The organism is Pseudoxanthomonas sp. LjRoot143, from assembly GCF_964252945.1.
Taxonomy (GTDB): Bacteria; Pseudomonadota; Gammaproteobacteria; order Xanthomonadales; family Xanthomonadaceae; genus Pseudoxanthomonas_A.
Genome location: NZ_CAXUPM020000001.1, coordinates 3303605 through 3323345, shown reverse-complemented (window position 1 = coordinate 3323345; position 19741 = coordinate 3303605). Strand labels below are relative to the sequence as shown.

The 19741-nt window shown below is 67.5% G+C and carries 17 protein-coding genes; 13 read left to right on the top strand and 4 right to left on the bottom strand.

Translation table 11 applies throughout. The features are described 5' to 3' along the window. The first annotated feature begins 4 nt into the window (after positions 1–4). The 3 genes from ACSQ1W_RS16150 to ACSQ1W_RS16140 all read left to right on the top strand — a co-directional run bounded on the left by ACSQ1W_RS16150 (position 5) and on the right by ACSQ1W_RS16140 (position 3093). Positions 5–1075 carry an EpsG family protein gene (locus ACSQ1W_RS16150; protein WP_436044662.1) on the top strand — a complete coding sequence of 357 codons (1071 nt, stop codon included), beginning with the start codon at positions 5–7 and terminating at the stop codon, positions 1073–1075. Between the two features lie 7 nt (positions 1076–1082). Beyond that, positions 1083–1835, top strand: coding sequence for a YdcF family protein (locus tag ACSQ1W_RS16145; protein ID WP_436044661.1), 753 nt, complete (start codon positions 1083–1085; stop codon positions 1833–1835). Between the two features lie 178 nt (positions 1836–2013). Further along, positions 2014–3093 carry a polysaccharide biosynthesis/export family protein gene (locus tag ACSQ1W_RS16140; RefSeq protein ID WP_436044660.1) on the top strand — a complete coding sequence of 360 codons (1080 nt, stop codon included), beginning with the start codon at positions 2014–2016 and terminating at the stop codon, positions 3091–3093. 20 nt (positions 3094–3113) lie between these two features. On the opposite strand, the gene ACSQ1W_RS16135 is transcribed toward ACSQ1W_RS16140, so the two are convergent. Continuing rightward, positions 3114–3476 (bottom strand): hypothetical protein, encoded by a 363-nt coding sequence (locus tag ACSQ1W_RS16135; RefSeq protein WP_436044659.1) that lies wholly within the window; start codon positions 3474–3476, stop codon positions 3114–3116. A gap of 360 nt (positions 3477–3836) precedes the next feature. Between ACSQ1W_RS16135 and ACSQ1W_RS16130 the strand changes: the two genes are divergently transcribed. Beyond that, on the top strand, positions 3837–4094 hold the full coding sequence (locus ACSQ1W_RS16130) for a KGG domain-containing protein (protein ID WP_436044658.1): 258 nt from the start codon (positions 3837–3839) through the stop codon (positions 4092–4094). A 24-nt stretch (positions 4095–4118) separates the two neighbouring features. Here the strand turns inward: ACSQ1W_RS16130 and ACSQ1W_RS16125 are convergent, their stop codons facing one another. The 3 genes from ACSQ1W_RS16125 to cutA are packed head-to-tail and all read right to left on the bottom strand — an operon-like array spanning position 4119 to position 7352. Beyond that, the gene (locus tag ACSQ1W_RS16125) at positions 4119–4712 is read right to left on the bottom strand and encodes a TlpA family protein disulfide reductase (protein WP_436044657.1); all 594 of its coding nucleotides are present in this window, start codon (positions 4710–4712) and stop codon (positions 4119–4121) included. Further along, the gene (locus tag ACSQ1W_RS16120) at positions 4709–7012 is read right to left on the bottom strand and encodes a protein-disulfide reductase DsbD family protein (protein ID WP_436044656.1); all 2304 of its coding nucleotides are present in this window, start codon (positions 7010–7012) and stop codon (positions 4709–4711) included. Before ACSQ1W_RS16120 ends, ACSQ1W_RS16125 begins: the two co-directional genes overlap by 4 nt. Before the next feature lie 4 nt (positions 7013–7016). Further along, a complete protein-coding gene (gene cutA, locus ACSQ1W_RS16115) occupies positions 7017–7352 on the bottom strand; it encodes a divalent-cation tolerance protein CutA (RefSeq protein ID WP_436044654.1) in 336 nt (111 codons plus the stop codon). A 204-nt stretch (positions 7353–7556) separates the two neighbouring features. On the opposite strand from cutA, the gene ACSQ1W_RS16110 reads away from it, so the two are divergent. The 9 genes from ACSQ1W_RS16110 (at position 7557) to ACSQ1W_RS16070 (ending at position 19722) form a co-directional block, all read left to right on the top strand. Further along, on the top strand, positions 7557–7850 hold the full coding sequence (locus ACSQ1W_RS16110) for a co-chaperone GroES (protein WP_192273435.1): 294 nt from the start codon (positions 7557–7559) through the stop codon (positions 7848–7850). Between the two features lie 104 nt (positions 7851–7954). Beyond that, positions 7955–9595, top strand: a complete 1641-nt coding sequence (gene groL / locus ACSQ1W_RS16105; protein WP_055939743.1) for a chaperonin GroEL — start codon at positions 7955–7957, stop codon at positions 9593–9595. Positions 9596–9699: 104 nt separating this feature from the next. Continuing rightward, a complete protein-coding gene (locus ACSQ1W_RS16100; RefSeq protein WP_436044653.1) occupies positions 9700–10308 on the top strand; it encodes a DUF6445 family protein in 609 nt (202 codons plus the stop codon). Between the two features lie 222 nt (positions 10309–10530). Continuing rightward, the gene (locus tag ACSQ1W_RS16095) at positions 10531–11610 is read left to right on the top strand and encodes a 3-deoxy-7-phosphoheptulonate synthase (RefSeq protein ID WP_436044652.1); all 1080 of its coding nucleotides are present in this window, start codon (positions 10531–10533) and stop codon (positions 11608–11610) included. A 101-nt stretch (positions 11611–11711) separates the two neighbouring features. Then, entirely contained in the window at positions 11712–12143 is a 432-nt protein-coding gene (locus ACSQ1W_RS16090) for a DUF2141 domain-containing protein (RefSeq protein WP_436044651.1), read from the top strand. An 11-nt stretch (positions 12144–12154) separates the two neighbouring features. Next, a complete protein-coding gene (locus ACSQ1W_RS16085; protein ID WP_436044650.1) occupies positions 12155–13678 on the top strand; it encodes a carotenoid oxygenase family protein in 1524 nt (507 codons plus the stop codon). 37 nt (positions 13679–13715) lie between these two features. Further along, positions 13716–15893 (top strand): hypothetical protein, encoded by a 2178-nt coding sequence (locus tag ACSQ1W_RS16080; RefSeq protein ID WP_436044649.1) that lies wholly within the window; start codon positions 13716–13718, stop codon positions 15891–15893. 404 nt (positions 15894–16297) lie between these two features. After that, positions 16298–17329, top strand: coding sequence for a lipoyl synthase (lipA, locus tag ACSQ1W_RS16075; RefSeq protein WP_192273423.1), 1032 nt, complete (start codon positions 16298–16300; stop codon positions 17327–17329). Positions 17330–17541: 212 nt separating this feature from the next. Beyond that, positions 17542–19722: a carboxy terminal-processing peptidase gene (locus ACSQ1W_RS16070; RefSeq protein WP_436044647.1), complete on the top strand. Its 2181-nt coding sequence runs from the start codon at positions 17542–17544 to the stop codon at positions 19720–19722. Positions 19723–19741: the final 19 nt, after the last annotated feature.

Here is a 19741-nt window from a genome sequence, read left to right as displayed (position 1 = left end):
GGTGATGAAGACCTACAGCATGAGGACCTACGATGCGGCGCTGTACGCGCCGCCGCGCGCCGCGCCGCACGCGGCGGCAACACGCGGGTTGGGCGTGCTGGTGCTGTTGGTCGTGCCCGCGTTCGCCTGCTGGGTGGTCGGTGGCCGGCCGCTGCACATCGGTGAGGACACCGAGACGTATGCGGCGTTCTTCGATGCGTTGGGCGCCGGCCTGCCGGAGACCCGGCTGGAAATCGGCTTCGTCTATCTCAGCTATGCGTTGCGCCGGTTGGGCCTGGGATTGCAGGGCTACCAGACCGCGCTGTTCGCACTGATGCTGCTGGCCGTCGCCGTGGCGGTGAGGATCAACCACCGGCGCTTTCCGCCGACTGTGGCCTATCCGACCCTGCTATGCGCATCGTTGATGCTGTTGTTCATCTCGCCGATGTTCGTCAACGCGTCGATCAACGCGGTCCGGCAGGGACTGGCGGCGCCGCTGGTGTTCGCGGCGCTGCTGTGCTTCCAGCAGCGGCGCTGGGTGGGCTTCGCGATATTGGGCGTCGTGGCCGCGAGCCTGCATACGTCCTCGCTGCTGTACCTGCTGTGCGCGCCGGCGCTCCTGCTGAAGCCGAATCTGCTGCGCACCGTCGCCTTGCTGGCGTGCGTGGCCTATGTGGCGGGACTGACGATGAAGGTGGTCTCCATCGGTCTGCCGTCGCTGTACACGACGGTGATGGAGTACACCGCCAACGACAACTACCGCGCCGGCGTGCGCGTCGACTTCGCCGTGTTCACGCTGTTCTGGTACCTGCTGATGCTCGGCGTCGCACCGTGGGTGCAGGCCGAGGCGCGGCGCGCGCTGGCGGATGCGGCCTCGGTCTACCTGGTGATGGCGCTGCCGTTCTTCATGATCGGCTGGGGCTACTTCTCCAACCGCTACCTGCTGCCGGCGTGGATGGCGATGTCGTTGATCCTGGCGGCCGCCTGCTGCTACAGCCGGATCGCGCCGCTGCGCCACCCCCTGGTGCTGGGCGCCGGTCTGCTGGCATCGTGCGGCGTGCTGTATGTGTTCGTCTCGCGCGGCATCGTGATCTAGCGTGGCCATGGAAGCGCTCGCGTCCATCGTCGTGTCGTTGAGCTACCCGCCGGCGCTGTCGGCGTGCGTGCTGGGGGCCGCGGCGCTGCTGTGGTGGCTGCGGCGACGGCATGTCGGCGTCGCGCTGGCGGTCGCCGCCATTGCATGGTCGATGCTGTGGTCGATCCCCTTCGCATCGAATGCATTGCGCAGTGTGCTCGAGCAACGCTATGCGGTCCGCGACGCCTCGGCCCTGCCGCGTGCCGATGCCATCGTCGTCCTCGGTGGTGGCAGCAACTATGCCTGGCTCGACCACCCCGACGTGGATCCCGACCGGCTGCACAGCAGCCGTCTGGCGGCGGGCGCACGCGCGTGGCATGCCGGAAAGGCCTCGAAGATCATCCTCAGCGGCGGCGCGGTCGGTGGCACGACCGAAGCACGACGCATGGCGGCGGCCATCCAGCGGCTCGGCGTGCCGGACGAGGCGCTGGTGCTGGAGGAGCGCAGCCGCGATACGCGCGACAACGCGCGCTACAGCATGGCGCTGGCCGACGCACAGGGCGGGCGCAAGGTGTTGCTGGTGACGTCGGCGCTGCACATGCCGCGCGCGGCGCTGCAGTTCTGCCGGGCGGGCGCCGACGTCACCGCCGTGCCGGTGCCCGAAGGCCGGCCATCGACGGGTCTGCGCGCGCAGTACCTGCCGTCGCGGCGTGCGCTGTGGCGCAGCGGTCGTGCGTTCAAGGAGTTCGCGGCGCTGGTCGCCGCGTGGATCGGTGCCTGAGCACGCCCCGCATTCCCGCATTAATGCGGGGTTGTGCCGCTGCCGCCGTTCTCTTCACGCCGCCGTTGCCACGATGAAAAACATGCTGATGAAGCGTGCCGGGCGGACTCGATGCCCTGCATGCCGGCGTCGGTTCCCCCGTGTTCCAGCGAGGTGCCTGGTGAAGATGCAAACCCCTATGCGGATCCTGTTGGCGGCCGCGGTCGCCGCCGCGCTGACGTCGTGCGCAGGCCAGCGCATGACGAAGCAGCCGACCGTACCCAGTGGCGACGGCCAGGCGCAGAGCGACGTGCGGATGGTGCCGATCACCCAGGCACTGGTCGCTGCTCCGCGCGAAACGGTGACGGTGCCGGCATCGCTGGCGCAGTACAGGCCGGAGATCTACCGCATACAGCCGGGCGACACGCTGCTCGTCACCGTCTGGGATCATCCCGAACTGACATCGCCCGCCGGCAGCCAGCAGCAGGCCGTGACCAATGGGCGCCTCGTGCAACCGGATGGCAGCTTCTTCTTCCCGTACGCGGGCAAGCTCGACGTCAACAACAAGACGATCGAGGAAGTACGCAGCACGCTGGTCAGCAAGTTGAGCCAGTACCTGAAGTCGCCGCAGATCGACGTCAACGTGGTCGGCCACGGTGCCAAGGTCACGCTGCAGGGTGCCTTCGAGGACACGGCGCCGCAATCATTCACTACGGTGCCGCTGACGCTGTCGCAGGCGGTGGGGCAGGCGCGGATCAACGTCGAGGAAGCCGATCTGGCGGGCTTCGTGCTGACCCGCGACGGCCAGGACTACCCGCTCGACCTGGATGCATTGAACCGCAACGGCAGGGTCGCCGGTGATGTCTATCTGAAGCCGGGCGACCGCCTGTATCTGCCGTTCAACGACCGCAAGCAGGTGTACGTCATCGGGGAAGTGCTGCGTCCGCAGGCGTTGACGTTCAAGACCACCGACATGAGCCTGACCCAGGCGCTGGGACAGACCGGCGGACTGAATCCGGTCACCGCGAAGGGCGACGCCGTCTACGTCATCCGCGGCATGGACGACAACTCGCACGAGCAGGCGACGGTGTACCACCTAGAGGCGGGATCGCCGGTCGCCTTCACGTTGGCGGACCGCTTCCCGCTGCGGCCCGGCGATGTCGTGTGGGTCGGCCCCGCGGGCGTCACCCGCTGGAACCGCTTCCTGACCCAGTTGCTGCCGTTGTCCGGCATCATCAGCAACGCGGCGTCGGCCCAGTACAACTTCGATCGCAACTGATGATGCCGGGCCGATGCGCGTCACGCATCCAGCGGTTCTTCCTCGCGTGTGTACGCCACGGGCCGCGAGGCCAGCGACAGCGCGGGTGACGGGAGCGTCTCGACGACGGGTTGGCGCGAAGCATGGCGACGTGCCGCCAGTACGCGCAGCCGATCGGTACGGGACAGTGCCCATCGCGCCGACCATCGCATGCCCGCCGGCACCGATCGCACGGCGACATTGGCCTGCGGTTGTCGGGGGTCGTCCATCAGGACGACGACCAGCCAGCCACCGCGGCATGCACTCACTTCCAGTACCGGATGTCCGTCGAGATCCAGGCGCGCACCGCTCCAGTCGTCATCGGGCGCGGCTTCGATCCACTGGAAGTCGTCGGGAAGTTTCATGGGAACAGCCTTGGTCATGGGAGCAGCCTTCTCGTTTTCACGGGGGGAGGAGTGATCGCAAGGCGCGATCGGGCCCGTCATCGACGACGGACGCAACGTGGTTGAGCGAGGGAAACGCGGACGTTCTTCGTTGTGATTTCTTCTCGCCCGATGATAAAGACTGCGAAGGCGTCACGACGGTTTCTGCTGAGTCCGCTTCAGCAACAAGCCGGTGTTGTGGACGTGCGAGCACTGCGTCACATCGAGTCATGTGTGTGAACGATGTTCACGCGCTCATCGCATTGCGTGCGCATGGCGATGCTGCGTCGATGACAGTTTTCTTTCGATGCGACGGGCACGGCGCGCGCACAGGGAAAGCGCATGGATGAGCGCAAGCGGAAAGGAGGATTCGCACTGCTGACGCCGGAGCAGCGCAAGGAGATCGCACGGAAAGGTGGACGTGCGGCGCAGAAGCGCGGTCGCGCGCATCAGTTCGGCAGCGAAGACGCGCGCGAGGCAGGCAAGAAAGGCGGCGCGAAGGTCAGCCAGGATCGCGCCTACATGGCGCGCATCGGGGCGAAAGGCGGTCGCGTGAGGCCCAGCGACCGGAAGGCGTCGCGTGAGGGTGAGGAAGAGTAGGGTCCGCGATGCGCAGGCGCGGGATCAGTCGACCCAGCCGCTGATCTCGCCATGCGTGAAAGGGCCGATCTTCTGCCGCGCGATGCGGCCATCGGCATCCACCAGCACGGTGTACGGCAGCACGCCCTTGGCATTGCCCAGCCACACGCTGGCATCGGCGGGGCCCGGCGTATCCAGCACGATCGGATAGCGCACGGGGATCTTCGCAATGAAGTCATGCACGCCTTCCGGCGTGTCCAACGCCAGACCGATCACCTGCACGCCATCCTCGCCTTGCGCCATGGCGAAACGGTCGAGCTCGGGCATTTCCTCGATGCACGGCCCGCACCAGCTGGCCCAGACGTTGATCAGCAATCGCTTGCCCGCGTAGCGCGTGCGCAGATCGACGACGGCGCCATCGAGTCCGGGCAGCGCGATCGCGGGCATCGGGTCGCCGATGGTGGCGGGCGTAACGCCCGCCGGCGGTGCCGGCGCGGTCGCGTTCGTGGCCGCATGCAGGGCGCGTTCGCCGACCTGCGTGCGCCACATCGGATTGCCGTTGAACCAGACACTGGCCGCAAGGCCGAGGCCGCCTGCGACGACCGCGACGGCGATGACGCGCGGCGTGGTGACCTTCATCGCGCGGCCCGTTCGAAGGCCTGGCGCATGCCGTCCTGCGTGAGCACCGTCGGCAGCACTTCACCGGCGCCACCGCCACGGGGATACATGACGTACAGCGGCACGCCGACCGCGCCATGTTCTTCGAGGAAGCCGGTGATGGCCGGGTCCACGTTCGTCCAGTCGCCCGTCATCATCACCGCCTCGTGCGTGGCGAGCAGATCGCGGAACGCGGCGGTGTTCAGCACGGCCTTCTCGTTGGCCTTGCAGGTGACGCACCAGTCGGCGGTCATGTCGACGAAGACGATGCGGCCCTCGGCACGCAACGAAGCGAGGCGTTCGGCGGAATAGACCACGTGGCCGTCCGCCGTCGGTGCAGCGGCGGACGCCACGGGCAAGCGGTGCACCATCAGCAAGGGCACCAGCGCGGTGGCGGCGAGCGTCAGCGCCAGCACGCGGGGCAGCGGCGACGCGGCAACGCGCGCGCGCTGGAACCACCACAGCCCCAGCGCCAACAGTACGAGCCCGACCAGCGCCAGGCCGACCGCGTCGATGCCGCGCTGTTTACCGAGCACCCACAGCAGCCACACGGCGGTCAGGTACATCGGGAAGGCGAGCACCTGCTTCAGCGTCTCCATCCATGCGCCGGGTCGCGGCAGGCGGTTCGCCAGCGCCGGCACGAAGCCGATCAGCAGGAATGGCAACGCCAGTCCCAGACCAAGTACGGCGAACACCAGCAATGCGAGCGGGGTGGGCGCGGTGAAGGCGTACGCGAGCGCCACGCCCATGAAGGGCGCCGTGCACGGACTGGCCACGACCACTGCCAGCACGCCGGTGAAGAAATCGCCGGCCGGACCGCGTCGCGAGGCCAGGCCATGCCCGGCACCAGCGAGTCGATGGCCGATGGCGAACACGCCGGACAGGCTCAGGCCCACGGCGAACATCACATAGGCCAGCAGGCCGACCAGCCATGGCTGCTGCAACTGGAAGCCCCAGCCCAGCGCCTGACCCGCGGCGCGCAACGCGATGGCCAGCGCGCCGACGGCAACGAAGCTGACCAGCACGCCGGCGGTGTACCAGAGTGCACGCCGACGGGCGTCGCCTTCGTTCTGCCCGCTTTCGGCCAACGACAGCGCTTTCAGCGACAGGATCGGCAGCACGCACGGCATCAGGTTGAGGATCAGGCCGCCGGCCAGTGCCAGCGCGAGTGCGACGAGCAGCGACGTGGCGCTGCCCTGGTTGCGCGCAAGTACATCTTCCGGAGGACGCGTGCGTTCGACCTCGGCGGCGGCGGGCGTGGTCGCTGTGGCGGCGTCCGGCGCAGCGACCGGTGTGGTGGCGGGCGGCGTCGTGCTCGTCGGCAGTGGTGCGACGGCGGCGGGCGCCGGTACGTCGGGCGTGCTGGCCGGCGTTATCGTGCCGGCGGGAATCGACAGCTTCACGCGCCGCGTCATCGGCGGATAGCAGATGCCGTCGGTCTGGCAGCCCTGGAAGGTGACGCGCAGCGTGGCCTGCGTGGCGTCCGCTTTTTCGCGCCGCAGCGGCACCGGCACTTCGGCCTGATCGAAATAGACGGTGACGTCGCCGAAGTGTTCGTCGCGGTGCGCCTTGCCCTTGGGCCAGCGCGGTGTCTGCAGCGCGATACCCGGTGCGCCTTCCAGCGCCATCGACGTGCGGTCGCGGTAGACGTAGTAGCCGCGTGCCGGCGTGAAGCGCAGCAGCAGTTCGTTGCCATTGAACGCGATCGCCTCGAAGGCGAACGCCTGTTCCGACGGCAGCGGCAGTGCGTCCATGCCGGCCTGCGGTTTCTGGCCCAGCAGACCGCTGGTGAGAGCGCCGGATCCCAGGGGTACGAAAGTCGCGTTGGTGGCCTCGGCCGGCGGCAGGGCCACCTTCAGCGTGCGCGTCTGCGGCGGATAGCAGATGCCGGCGTCGGCGCAGCCCTGGTACTTGATCTTCAGGGTAACGCTGTCGGTCGACGCGGTCGGCTGGCCGGGCAGGGTGGCGACCAGTTCGCCACGGTAGGTTTCGACGTCGCCGAAGAATTCGTCGCGGTAGGCCTTGCCCTTGGGCAACTGCAGCGGCTGTGCGGCGAAGCCCGCATCGGCCTCCACGCCGGTCCGGTGCCGGTACAGGTAATAGCCTTCGGTGATCTTCCAGCGGATCTCGATGCGGTCGCGCGACGGCGCGGTGGCCGTCAACACGAAGGCCTCATCCACCGGCAGCAGGTCGCCCTGGGTGATCGCGGCGGACGCGGCCGGGGCGACCAACGAGGCCAGGGGGAGCAGCAGGCAGGCGAGCAGGGAACGGATCAGCGTCATCGGGTCACTCGGGGGCGCGGGCGTCGGCCCGGGTTTCCGCGGCCACCCAGTCCAGATAGGCGGGCAGGCCGGCGGCGGTTTCGACCGCCAGGATCTCCGGCAGTTCATAGGGATGCAGCTCCGCCAGCCTCGCCATCAAGGCGTCGCGGCGGTCGGCGGTGATCTTGGCCAGCAGCTGCACTTCGGTGGCCTGCTCCACCTGGCCCTGCCAGTGGTAGGTCGAGACCACGCCGGGCAGCAGGTTCACGCAGGCGGCCAGCCGTTCGTCCACCAGCGTCCGCGCCAGCCGCTGGGCGGTGTCGGCGTCCGGGCAGGTGGACAGGATCAGGAAGACGGGCATGGGCCGGCGATTATTGCAGACCCCGTCCGCCAGCCTCCTGCGACAAAGTTGCGCGCCCGCCCTTGAAAGCCTTCCGGGGCACCCAATATCCCCTGCATCCCGGCCTGGCCGGGTTTTTGTACCCGCGGCGTTGGCAGTCCCCTGAGGCGAGTGCTAACATCGCTGCCCCTTTCCTAGTCCAATCAATCACTTAAGAGGATTGACATGAGCAATATCAAGCCGCTGTACGACCGTCTGGTGGTCAAGCCGATCGAAGCCGAAGAAACCTCCCTCGGCGGCATCATCATTCCCGACGCTGCCAAGGAAAAGCCCACCAAGGGTGAAGTCATCGCCGTCGGCGAAGGCAAGTTCGTCGAAGCCACCGGTGGCGTGCGCGCCCCGAAGGTCAAGGTCGGCGACAAGGTGATCTACGGTCAGTACTCCGGTTCGGCCTACAAGCAGGACGGCGTCGAGTACAAGATCATCAAGGAAGACGACGTCCTCGCGATCCTCGGCTGATCGCGCGCGGCGGCTCCGCGCCGCCGCCCACGTCACCGCAATCCTCTTGATGGCGGGCTCCGCGCCCGCCGCACGAACCACTCTCAAAATTCCTGGAGTTGCACATGGCAGCCAAAGATATCCGTTTCGGTGAAGACGCCCGTACGCGCATGGTGCGCGGCGTGAACATCCTCGCCAATGCCGTCAAGGCCACCCTCGGCCCGAAGGGCCGCAACGTCGTGCTCGAGAAGAGCTTCGGCGCCCCTACGATCACCAAGGACGGCGTCTCCGTCGCCAAGGAAATCGAACTGGCCGACAAGTTCGAGAACATGGGCGCGCAGATGGTGAAGGAAGTCGCGTCCAAGACCTCCGACAACGCCGGTGACGGCACCACCACCGCCACCGTGCTGGCGCAGGCGTTCATCCGCGAAGGCTCCAAGGCCGTCGCCGCCGGCATGAACCCGATGGACCTCAAGCGCGGCATCGACCAGGCCGTGAAGGCCGCCGTCGAAGAGCTGAAGAAGCTCTCCAAGCCGACCGCCGACGACAAGGCGATCGCCCAGGTCGGCACCATCTCGGCCAACTCCGACAGCAACATCGGCGACATCATCGCCGAAGCCATGAAGAAGGTCGGCAAGGAAGGCGTGATCACGGTTGAAGAAGGCTCGGGCCTGGAGAACGAACTCGACGTCGTCGAGGGCATGCAGTTCGACCGCGGCTACCTGTCGCCGTACTTCATCAACAACCAGCAGTCGCAGCAGGTCGAATTCGACGACCCCTTCATCCTGATCCACGACAAGAAGGTCTCCAACGTCCGCGAACTGCTGCCGGTGCTGGAAGGCGTCGCCAAGGCCGGCAAGCCGCTGCTGATCGTGGCCGAGGAAGTGGAAGGCGAAGCCCTCGCCACGCTGGTGGTCAACACCATCCGCGGCATCGTCAAGGTCGCCGCCGTCAAGGCGCCGGGCTTCGGTGACCGCCGCAAGGCCATCCTGGAAGACATCGCCACGCTGACCAACGGCACGGTGATCTCCGAGGAAGTCGGCCTGCAGCTCGAGAAGGCCACCATCAACGACCTGGGTCGTGCGAAGAAGGTCGTGATCTCCAAGGAGAACACCACCATCATTGACGGCGCCGGCGATGCCGAGCGCATCCAGTCGCGCATCAAGCAGATCAAGGCGCAGATCGAGGAGACCTCCTCCGACTACGACCGCGAGAAGCTGCAGGAACGCGTGGCCAAGCTGGCCGGCGGCGTGGCCGTGATCAAGGTCGGTGCCTCGACCGAAATCGAAATGAAGGAAAAGAAGGCCCGCGTCGAAGACGCCCTGCACGCCACGCGTGCGGCGGTGGAAGAAGGCGTGGTCCCGGGTGGTGGCGTGGCGCTGATCCGTGCGCTGCAGACCATCGGCACCCTGAAGGGCGCCAACGAAGACCAGAACCACGGCATCCAGATCGCCCTGCGCGCGATGGAAGCCCCGCTGCGCGAGATCGTCACCAACGCCGGTGAAGAGCCGTCGGTGATCGTCAACCGCGTCAAGGACGGTTCGGGCAACTTCGGCTACAACGCCGCCAACGGCGAGTTCGGCGACATGATCGAGTTCGGCATCCTGGATCCGACCAAGGTCACGCGCTCCGCGCTGCAGAACGCCGCTTCGATCGCGGGCCTGATGATCACCACCGAAGCGATGGTGGCCGAGGCGCCGAAGAAGGACGAGCCGGCGATGCCGGCCGGCGGTGGCATGGGCGGCATGGGCGGCATGGACTTCTAAGAAGTCCGCGCTTCCGCGCTGTACCGCGACACACCAGACCCCGCCGCAAGGCGGGGTTTGTTTTTGCCTTGTCGTCGTGGCGGGGGGGCGTTAGCCTGCGCGCCATGCATACCTCCTTCATCGTCGTCGACGATTTCCTCGGCCAGCAGGACGCCTGGTCCCTGCGCGATGCGGCCCTGAAGCTGACCTATCCCGACCTGCGTGGCCCCTTTCCAGGACGCAACTCGCTGGAGCGCATCGAGATGGAGGGGTTGCCCGAGATCGCTTCGCACCTGACCGGCGAACGGCTCAAGCCGATCAATCCGCTGCATTCGCATGGCAAGTTCCGCATCACGCTCGCGAGCGACGTCGGCACCGCGAAGGTGCACATCGACCAGGCGTACTGGTCCGGCATCCTCTATCTCAGCAAACCGGAGGATTGCCGTGGCGGCACCGAATTCTTCCGGCATCGGCCTTCGAACCGCGATCGCGCACCGCTCAACGACGCCGAACTGGCCGAGATGGGATTCACCTCGCACGTGCAGATGCACCAGGAGATCATCGAGAAGCACAGCAACGACGACAGCGTGTGGGAGCCCACCATGCAGGTGCCGATGCGCTTCAACCGGCTGGTGCTGCTGCGTCCCTGGATGTGGCACACGGCGGGGCCCGCGTTCGGCAGCACGATGGAGGACGGGCGGCTGGTCTATCTGATGTTCTTCACTGCCGCGTGAGCGGTGGTTTTCCGTTGCCGATGAAACATTCGACAAGCGCCGGAAGGCATGGCCCAATGCCTCGCATGAACATGCTCCGCGCCCGCTATTGGTTTTGGTACGAAGGCTTTCCGATGCCGACGGCGGAAGCGAGGACGCGTTCATTCTAGGTAAGACACCAGAAGAATCCCCTTGAAGCCGCCAGCGAAACTGGCGGCTTTTTTGTTGACCCGGAGAAACCCGATGGCCCCCCATACCGACGACCTGCGCATCCGCAAACTCGATGAGCTGGTCACGCCTGCCGCCGTGATCGGCGAGCTGCCCTGCGATGACGCGGTGTCGCAGACCGTGTCCGACGCGCGCGGTGCGCTTCACGACATCCTGCACGGCCGCGACGACCGCCTCGTCGTGGTGATCGGGCCGTGCTCGATCCACGATCCCGCGTCGGCCATCGAGTACGCCAGGCGCCTTAAGCCGCTGCGCGATGCGCTGGCCGATGATCTGGAAATCGTGATGCGCGTGTACTTCGAGAAGCCGCGTACCACCGTGGGCTGGAAGGGCCTGATCAACGATCCGGCGCTGGACGGCAGCTTCGACATCAACCGCGGCCTGCGCCTGGCCCGCGGCCTGTTGCGCGACATCAACGCGCTCGGCCTGCCGGCGGGCTGCGAATACCTCGACACCATCTCGCCGCAGTACATCAGCGACCTGGTGGCGTGGGGCGCGATCGGCGCGCGCACCACCGAGAGCCAGGTGCACCGCGAGATGGCCAGCGGGCTGTCGTGCCCGGTCGGCTTCAAGAACGGCACCGACGGCAACGTCAAGATCGCCGTGGACGCCGTGGGCGCGGCGTCGCATCCGCACCATTTCCTGGCGGTGACGAAGGAAGGCCGTTCGGCCATCGCGGCGACCGCGGGCAATCCCGATTGCCACGTGATCCTGCGCGGCGGCAAGGCGCCCAACTACGACGCGACCAGCATCGAGGCCGCGAGCCAGGTGCTGGCGAAGGCGGGACTGCCGGCGCGCCTGATGGTCGATGCCAGCCACGCCAACAGTGGCAAGAACCCGGACAACCAGCCGGCCGTCATCGATGACATCGCCACGCAACTGGAAGCCGGCGAGCGCCGCATTGTCGGTGTGATGGTGGAGAGCCATCTGGTCGGTGGGCGGCAGGACCTGGTCGATGGCCAGCCGCTGACGTACGGGCAGAGCATCACTGACGGCTGCCTCGGGTGGGAGGCGTCGGTGCAGGTGCTCGAACGCCTGGCGGATGCGGTGCGGGTGCGACGCCAGTGTTCGGACGCGGTGGTGCAGGCGGCTTGAGCGGGAAGTGACTTCCGGCAGGTCGAAGTGATGACGGCTGGCAACTGACCGGTGGTGGATGGCGGACGAGACTGGCCGCACACCCGCCAACGGAGTCCGCCATGTCCCGTCCCAAACACTACGCGTTGCCGCTCGCCCTTGTGCTCGCCTGCTTGGGCGCCTTCCAGGTCCAGGCTGCCGATCTCACCGTCACCCTGCACGATGTGCGCGCGCAGACCGGCCTGCTGAAGCTCGCGGTTGTCGATTCGCAGGCCGCCTGGGACGGACAGGCAAAGCCGGTACAGGCCGAGGGTGCTCCGCCGCAGGGCAACGTGGCGACGTTCGTGTTCAAGGATCTGGCGCCGGGCGCCTACGCCGTGCTGGTGACCCATGACGAGAACGGCAACGGCAAGCTCGACAGCAACATGATCGGCATGCCGATCGAAGCCTACGGCTTCAGCAACAACCCCAACGTGATGCGCAAGCCGACGTGGGACGAAGCGCGCTTCGAGGTCGGCGGGCAGGGTGCCGCCATCGACATCACCCTGCGTTGAGGAGCCTGGCCATGGATCGCCGCCGCTTCCTGCGCACCCTGTTGTCCGGCGCCACCGCGCTGGCCGTCGCGCCTGCGCTGCTGCGCAGCGAGCACGCCTTCGCCGGTGATCCTGCCCGCTTCGCGGCCGGCCTGCGCGAACAGCCGTGGCTCGCCGGGTGGAAATCCGTGCAGTCCGACACCCTGGGGCCGGCCACCGTCCAACTCGAGGGACGGTTGCCGACAGGCTTCGCCGGCACGCTGTACCGCAATGGGCCGGCGTGGACCGAGCGCGCCGGCTTCCGCTACGAGCATTGGTTCGACGGCGACGGCATGGTGCACGGCTGGCGCTTCAACGGCGACGGCACGCTGAGCCACCACGCGCGCATGGTCGCCACGCCCAAGTTCACCCGCGAGCAGAAGGCCGGGCGCTTCATGTATCCGACGGCAGGCACGTCCATTCCCGACATGCAGCCGATCCGCAACAACGATGACGCGAATACCGCCAATACGTCCGTCACGATGATCAACGGTCGCCTGTTCGCGCTGTCCGAGGCCGGCTCCGCGTTCGAGCTGGATCCGGACGAACTGACGACGCTGGGACCGGTGACCTGGCGTCCTGACCTGGCGGCCATTCCGTTCTCCGCGCATCCGCTGGTGGACCGCGATGGCTCCTCGTGGAACTTCGGTTCCATCTCGATGATGGGCGGCAACGGGCTGGTGGTCTGGCATATCGGCCGCGACGGCACGCTGGCGTCGGCCGACGTGCTGGAAACGCCGGTGCCGGGCTATCTGCACAGCTTCGCGATGACCGACCGGTATCTGGTCTTCGCCTTGATTCCGTTCCGCTACATCGAGGGCAAGGGGGCGTTCTTCGAGCGCCTGCGGTTCCGGCAGGACCAGCCGCTGCGTGTGGCCGTGGTCGACAAGGCGGCGCCGTCGAAGGCGCAGTGGTTCGAGGCGGATTTCGCGGCGATCTACCACTTCGGCGACGCGCACGAGCGCGACGGCCGCATCACCGTCCGCGCGGTGCAGCACCTGGACCTGGAGGAAGCGCGCTCGCCGATGCGCGCCGCGATGAACGGCGACGTCCATGGCGATGCGCATGGCGGCAAGGGACCGCTGCGTGAGCTGGTGCTGGACCTGCGCAGCGGCAAGGCGCACTGGGAGGACACCGGAATCGCCGGCATCGAGTTCCCGGTGTTCGATGCCCGTACGCCATCCCGCAACCCGGCGCGTCTGTACGCACCGCTCCACCAGGACGGCTCGATCGCACCGTACTTCAGCGCCGTCGGTGCGTTCGACCTCGCACGTGGCCGTCGGCAGGTGCACGACTACGGACGCGACGTGCTGGTGGAAGAACACCTGTTCGTGCCGCGTCCGGGCAGCACGCGTCCGGATGACGGCTGGCTGGTCGGCACGCTGCTCGATGCGACGAAAGGCCGCAGCGGCATCGCCGTGCTGGATGCCCGGCGCGTCGATGACGGTCCGCTGGCGCAGGCATGGCTGCCGTACACGGTGCCGCTGGGTTTCCACGGGCACTTCGCCGCGCGTTGATGTCCTCCGGCGGCACCGGATGCGGCATCCTGTGCAAATGGAACGGACATCCTTTCGCACGAAGTACTTGCGCTGGCTGGCATGGGGACTGATTGCCCTGGTCGCGACGTATGCGCTCTACCTGGTCGCTGGCAACGTGTTCCTCAATACGTCACTGGGCGAGAGGACCGTGAACCGGAAGCCGGAACGTTTCCAGATGCACTGGTCTTCCGGCCACACCTGGTGGCCCGGACGCGTCAGCCTGCGCGATGTGGTGCTGCAGGGCCAGTCGCGTCGCATCGCCTGGGAGGCTCAGGCGGCGCACGTGGAAGGACGCATTGCGCTGTGGCCGCTGCTGTCGCGACGATTGCACGTGCCCGAAGTGCATGTGCACGAAGTGCAGGGCGGCGTCCGGCGCGTCGCGAAGGACCTGGCGCCGCCGCCGCCGCGAGAGGGTGGCTGGGAATTGCAGTTCGACCGCATCGCCAGCGATTCGATCCGGCGCGGCTTCTTCGACGGGTTCGAACTGCTTGGTACGGGCCACGGCGACGTCGGCTTCTACAAGCAATTGCGTGGTGGGCCGATGGAACTGATGCCCTCGACCGCCGGGTTCGCCGGTGCGCGCCTGCTCCGCGAGGGCCAGGAGGTGCTGCGCGAAGCAAAGCTGGACGTTCGCTTCGCGATCGACCGGCATCGGCGCGAGGACGCGGCCGGCCTCGACAAACTTTCGAAGACGCGGCTGGACGTGAAGCTGGGCGGTCGCACTGCTGGCCTGAACGTGGCCGTCGGTCCACGTGGCGACGTGGCGGTGAAACTGGTGCCCGGAGAAGGACGCGCCGACATCGACCTGGGCTTCGAGCGTGGCCAACTCACGCCCGGCGGTCGCGCGCAGTGGACGATGGCCGTGGCCGGCAACGACATCGCCGGCGCGGTGCGCAACGACATCCTCGGCATCGACGTGGCGGTGGACGAGGACATCGTGCTGAAGGCGACCGTACCGCCGCAGGCCGACGGCAGGCTGGCGATCGAAGCCGACCTGCGCCTGCGGGGACGGAGTGTGCCCCTGCGCGATTTCGCCGGTCTGCTGCCGCGCGCGTCCGGTCATGTGGTGGGCGCCTGGCATTTCGATTCCCTGCGCTGGCTGTCGGGGCTGTTCCCCCAGGCGCCCTGGTTGAAACTCGATGGTGCGGGCTCGGTCAGTGCCGATGTGCAGGTGGCGGATGGACAGCTGGCGGCAGGCAGCCGTATCGCCGTGCCGGAGGTCGACGCGGTGGCCGAGGTGATGGGCAACCGCATCCGTGGTCGCGCCCGCGCCGACATCCGGCTGGATGCGGGCAAGGGGGGCGCCCTGGTGCCGCGACTGCAGGCGACGATGGACCGCTTCGACGTGGCGTCGCTGAAGACGCCCGGCGTGCCCTACGTGCAGGGGAGGCATCTGGCCCTGTCGATCAACGCCGATGGGCCGTTGGCACAGCTGCGCGACGCGCTGCAGGCGAGGGTGGTGTTCAAGGACGCCCGCGTGCCCGACCTGCGCGTCTACAACCCGTTCCTGCCGCGCCGGCACATGCGTTTCGATGGGGGTGCCGGCGTGCTCAGCGGCGACCTGTCGCTGGATGCGGCGGGCGAGGTGGGGCGCGGCACGGTCCGCATCGCCGGGCGCGGCACCCGCATGCATCTGGCGGGCGTGCAGCTGCGTGGCGACCTCGACCTCGACCTGAAGCTGCGCCGCGCCGACCTGAAGCGGCGGCTGTTCGTCGCGGACGGCAGCACCGTGCAGGTGCGCAATGTCGGCTTCACCGAGCCCGGCGGGGAATCGCGGCGTGGCTGGTGGGCGCGGGTGACGCTGGACCGGGCACGGCTGGATGTCGATCGACCGATCAGCGCTGGCGGCGGAGCCGACGTGACGATGAAGGATGTCGGCTTCCTGCTGGCGTTGTTCTCGCGGCAGAAGGAGTACCCGGCCTGGGTCTACAAACTGGTCGATGCCGGCCAGGCGCAGGTCAGGGGCCGCGTGCAATGGCGCGATGACCTGTTGGTGCTCGACCGGATGCAGGCGCGCAACGACCGCTACGACATGCTGGCGCGGCTGCGCCTGCAGGGCGGACAGCGGCAGGGCGATCTGTATGCCCGCTGGCGCGCGCTGAGCGTCGGCATGGAAGTGCAGGGGACCCAGCGCAAGCTCCACCTTGTCCGCGCCCGGGACTGGTACGACGGACGTCCCCACTACCTGAAATAGGCAGCAAGCGTGCAGTTGCGCCAAGACGGTGCGGTTGCCCTGTTCAGGTAAATGCGTTGAGGAACGTAATCGAGATTCTGACGAGCGGCCCGGCAATTGGTCTGATATCGGTAACACGCAGCAGTGGCGCGGGTTTTGCTCGCATTCATATTCGTGACATCACAACAGTGGCGAGTGAACCGCCCGGTTCTGTTTTGCAGTGCAGCGTGCAACACCTGTAACCCACCCTTCACGATGGCCCCGCATCCCGACGTGGGGGAGGGAGCAAGCCCGCAATAGCCTAGCTGTTGCGGGCTTTTTTATTGCCCGCGTCCACGGCCGCGCCGTGGGGCGGGACGCTGGATTCCGGACGCGGGACGCCACGTCTGCGCCGATGCGGAAGGGTCGGGGAGTAGAATTGCCGCATGACCGATTCCGCCCGCCCGGCCAGCGCCCGGGAAATCCCCCTGCAGATCGTTTCCACCGTCGCCGCGGCCCCGCTCGAAACGGGCGCCAAGCAGCTGGGTGGCGACAAGATCGCGCGTTCGCCCGTCCAGTTCGCCGACGCCCCGGTGCTGCGCAAACCCTCGTGGATCCGCGTGCGCATCCCGTCCGACGGCTCGGTCGCCAAGCTCAAGGCCAAGCTGCGCGAGAACCGCCTGGTCACGGTCTGCGAAGAGGCCAGCTGCCCGAACATCCACGAGTGCTTCGGTCATGGCACGGCCACCTTCATGATCCTGGGCGAGGTCTGCACGCGCCGTTGCTCGTTCTGCGACGTCGCCCACGGCCGGCCGAAGCCGCCGGATCCGTCCGAACCGCTGAGCCTGGCGAACACCGTGGCCGATATGGGCCTGAAATACGTCGTGGTGACCAGCGTGGACCGCGACGACCTGCGCGATGGCGGTGCCCAGCACTTCGTCGACTGCATCACGGCCATCCGCGAGCATTCGCCGGCCACGCGCATCGAGATCCTCACCCCGGATTTCCGCGGCAAGGGCCGCATGGACCGCGCGCTGGAGATCCTGGCGGTCAACCCGCCGGACGTGTTCAACCACAACATCGAAACGGTGCCGGAGCTGTACACGAACGTCCGTCCCGGCGCCGACTACCAGTGGTCGCTGACCCTGCTGCAGCGCTTCAAGCAGCAGCATCCGCACCTGCCCACCAAGTCCGGGATCATGCTCGGCCTGGGCGAGACCATGGAGCAGGTGCAGGGCACGCTGCGCGACCTGCGTGCGCACGACGTCGACATGGTCACCATCGGCCAGTACCTGCAGCCCACACCGCATCACCACCCGGTCCTGCGCTACTGGACCCCGGACGAGTTCAAGGCGCTGGAGGACTACGGCATGGCGCTGGGCTTCAGCCATGTCGCTTCCGGTCCACTGGTGCGTTCGTCGTACCACGCCGACCAGCAGGCCGCGCAGGCCGCCTTCACCGCCCGCCACGCGGGCTGAACCGCCTGCACGACGTGTGACGTCGGGTCATGCCCGGCGGGTTTCCCGCGCCCGCTGTCCGGGTCGTGGCAGTGCCGCGGTTCACCTTTCCCTACATCGTGGCCCTTAGGCTGCCGATAGGCAGATGACAACGCACGCAACTTTGTGCACTGTCCTTCTGTCGAATCCGCAATCCGTTCCAGCCTGACGGGCCCCCGGGCCACGAGTACGCAATGACACTGAAGAAAGCCCCCCTCCTGCTGCTGGCCCTGGCCCTGTCGACCCCGTTGGCGCTGCTCGCGCGCGGCGACGGCGATGCGATCACGGTGGCCCCCACCGCCGACCAGGCCAACACGTCCAAGCTCGTGTACGGCCTGCTGTCGGACAGCCGCTACGCGTACCGGCCGCGCCCGCTGGATGACACGCTGTCGCAGGAAGTGTTCAACCGGTATTTCGAGGCGCTCGATGGCGGCAAGCAGTTCTTCACTGCGGCGGACGTGGCGCGCTTCGCGCCGTACAAGACCAAGATGGACGACGCCATCCGCTCGGGCGACCTGGCGCCGGCGTACGAGATCTTCACCGTCTACAAGCAGCGCGTCGGCCAGCGCGTGGCCTTCGCGCGCGCGCTGCTCAAGCAGGACTTCGACTTCACCGGCGACGAACGCTGGGAGTACGACCGCGAGGACGCGCCGTGGGCCGCAGACGGCAAGGCGCTGGACGCGATCTGGCGGAAGTCGGTGATGAACGACTGGCTGCGCCTGAAGCTGGCCGGCAAGAAGCCCGATGACATCCGCAAGACGCTGGACAAGCGTTACGCGAACCTGCAGCGGAGCATCAACGAACTGAAAACCGAGGATGTCTTCCAGACCTTCCTCAACGCCTATACCAGCGCGATCGATCCGCACACGGATTACTTCACCCCGCGCACCGCCGAGAACTTCAACCAGTCGATGTCGCTGTCGCTGGAAGGCATCGGCGCGGTGCTGCAGCGGCAGGACGATCTGGTGGCGATCCGCGAGATCGTGCCGGGAGGACCGGCGGATCTCAGCGGCAAGCTGAAGATCGGCGACCGCATCGTCGCCGTCGGCCAGGGCAAGTCCGGCCCGATGACCGACGTGATCGGCTGGCGCATCGACGATGTGGTGGCCCAGATCCGCGGCAAGAAGGACACCCAGGTCCGCATCGAGTACATCCCGGTCGAGGCGGGCATCGACGGTAAGCACGCGCAGGTCACCATCACCCGGCAGAAGGTCAAGCTGGAGGAGCAGGCGGCCAAGGCCGAGACCATCACGCTGCCGGCCAACGGTGACGAACCGGCGCGACGCATCGGTGTGATCAAGCTGCCCGCGTTCTACCAGGACTTCGAAGGCCGTCGCCGCAACCCGAACGACTTCAATTCCGCGACCCGCGACATCGCCAAGCTGCTCGCCCAGTTCAAGTCGCAGGGTGTCGACGGCGTGGTGATGGACCTGCGCAACAACGGCGGCGGTTCGCTGGACGAGGCGGTGGAGCTCACGGGCCTGTTCATCGACAAGGGGCCGGTGGTGCAGGTGCGCGAATCCGGTGGCCGGGTGACCGTCAACAGCGACCGCAAGACCGGCGTGGCATGGGACGGCCCGCTGGCCGTGCTGATCAACCGCGGGTCCGCGTCGGCATCGGAGATCTTCGCCGGCGCCATCCAGGACTACGGCCGTGGCCTGGTGATCGGCGAGACCAGCTTCGGCAAGGGCACCGTGCAGAACATGGTCGACCTGGACCGCTGGCCGGCGAACGAGGCACCACGCTTCGGTTCGGTCAAGCTGACCATCGCCCAGTTCTTCCGCGTGGCCGGTGGCAGTACGCAGCACAAGGGCGTGGTGCCGGACATCGCGTTCCCGGTCAGCGTCGACGCCAGCGAATACGGCGAGAGCACGTACGACAATGCGCTGCCGTGGACGCGGATCGCCGCGGTCCCGCACACGCAGTACGGCAACTTCGCACCGCTGCTGCCGAAGCTGGAGGCGCTGCATGCGGCGCGCTCGGCCAAGGACAAGGAGTTCCAGTGGTGGTCCGAGGACGTGGCGCAGTTCCGTGCCGAAGCCGCCAAGAAGTACGTTTCGCTCAACGAGGCCGAGCGTCGTGCCGAACGCGATCGCCAGGACACCCAGCGCAAGCAGCGGCAGGCCGAGCGCAAGACGCTGGGGCTGGCGCTGGATCCGCTTGCCGAAGATCTGGCCGATGACGGTCTGGGCGCATCCGAGCGCGACATCGTGAAGGATGCGCAGCGCGAGAAGCTCGCCGACAAGCGCCCCGATCCGCTGTTGCGCGAATCGGCCACGATCCTGTCTGACGCCATCGGCATCCTGGGACAGGACCGCAAGCTGTCGGCGCAGGTGCTGCCCGATTCGCCGGGTCCGGGCCGCTGGGCCCAGTGACGACCAGCGCAGGGATCCG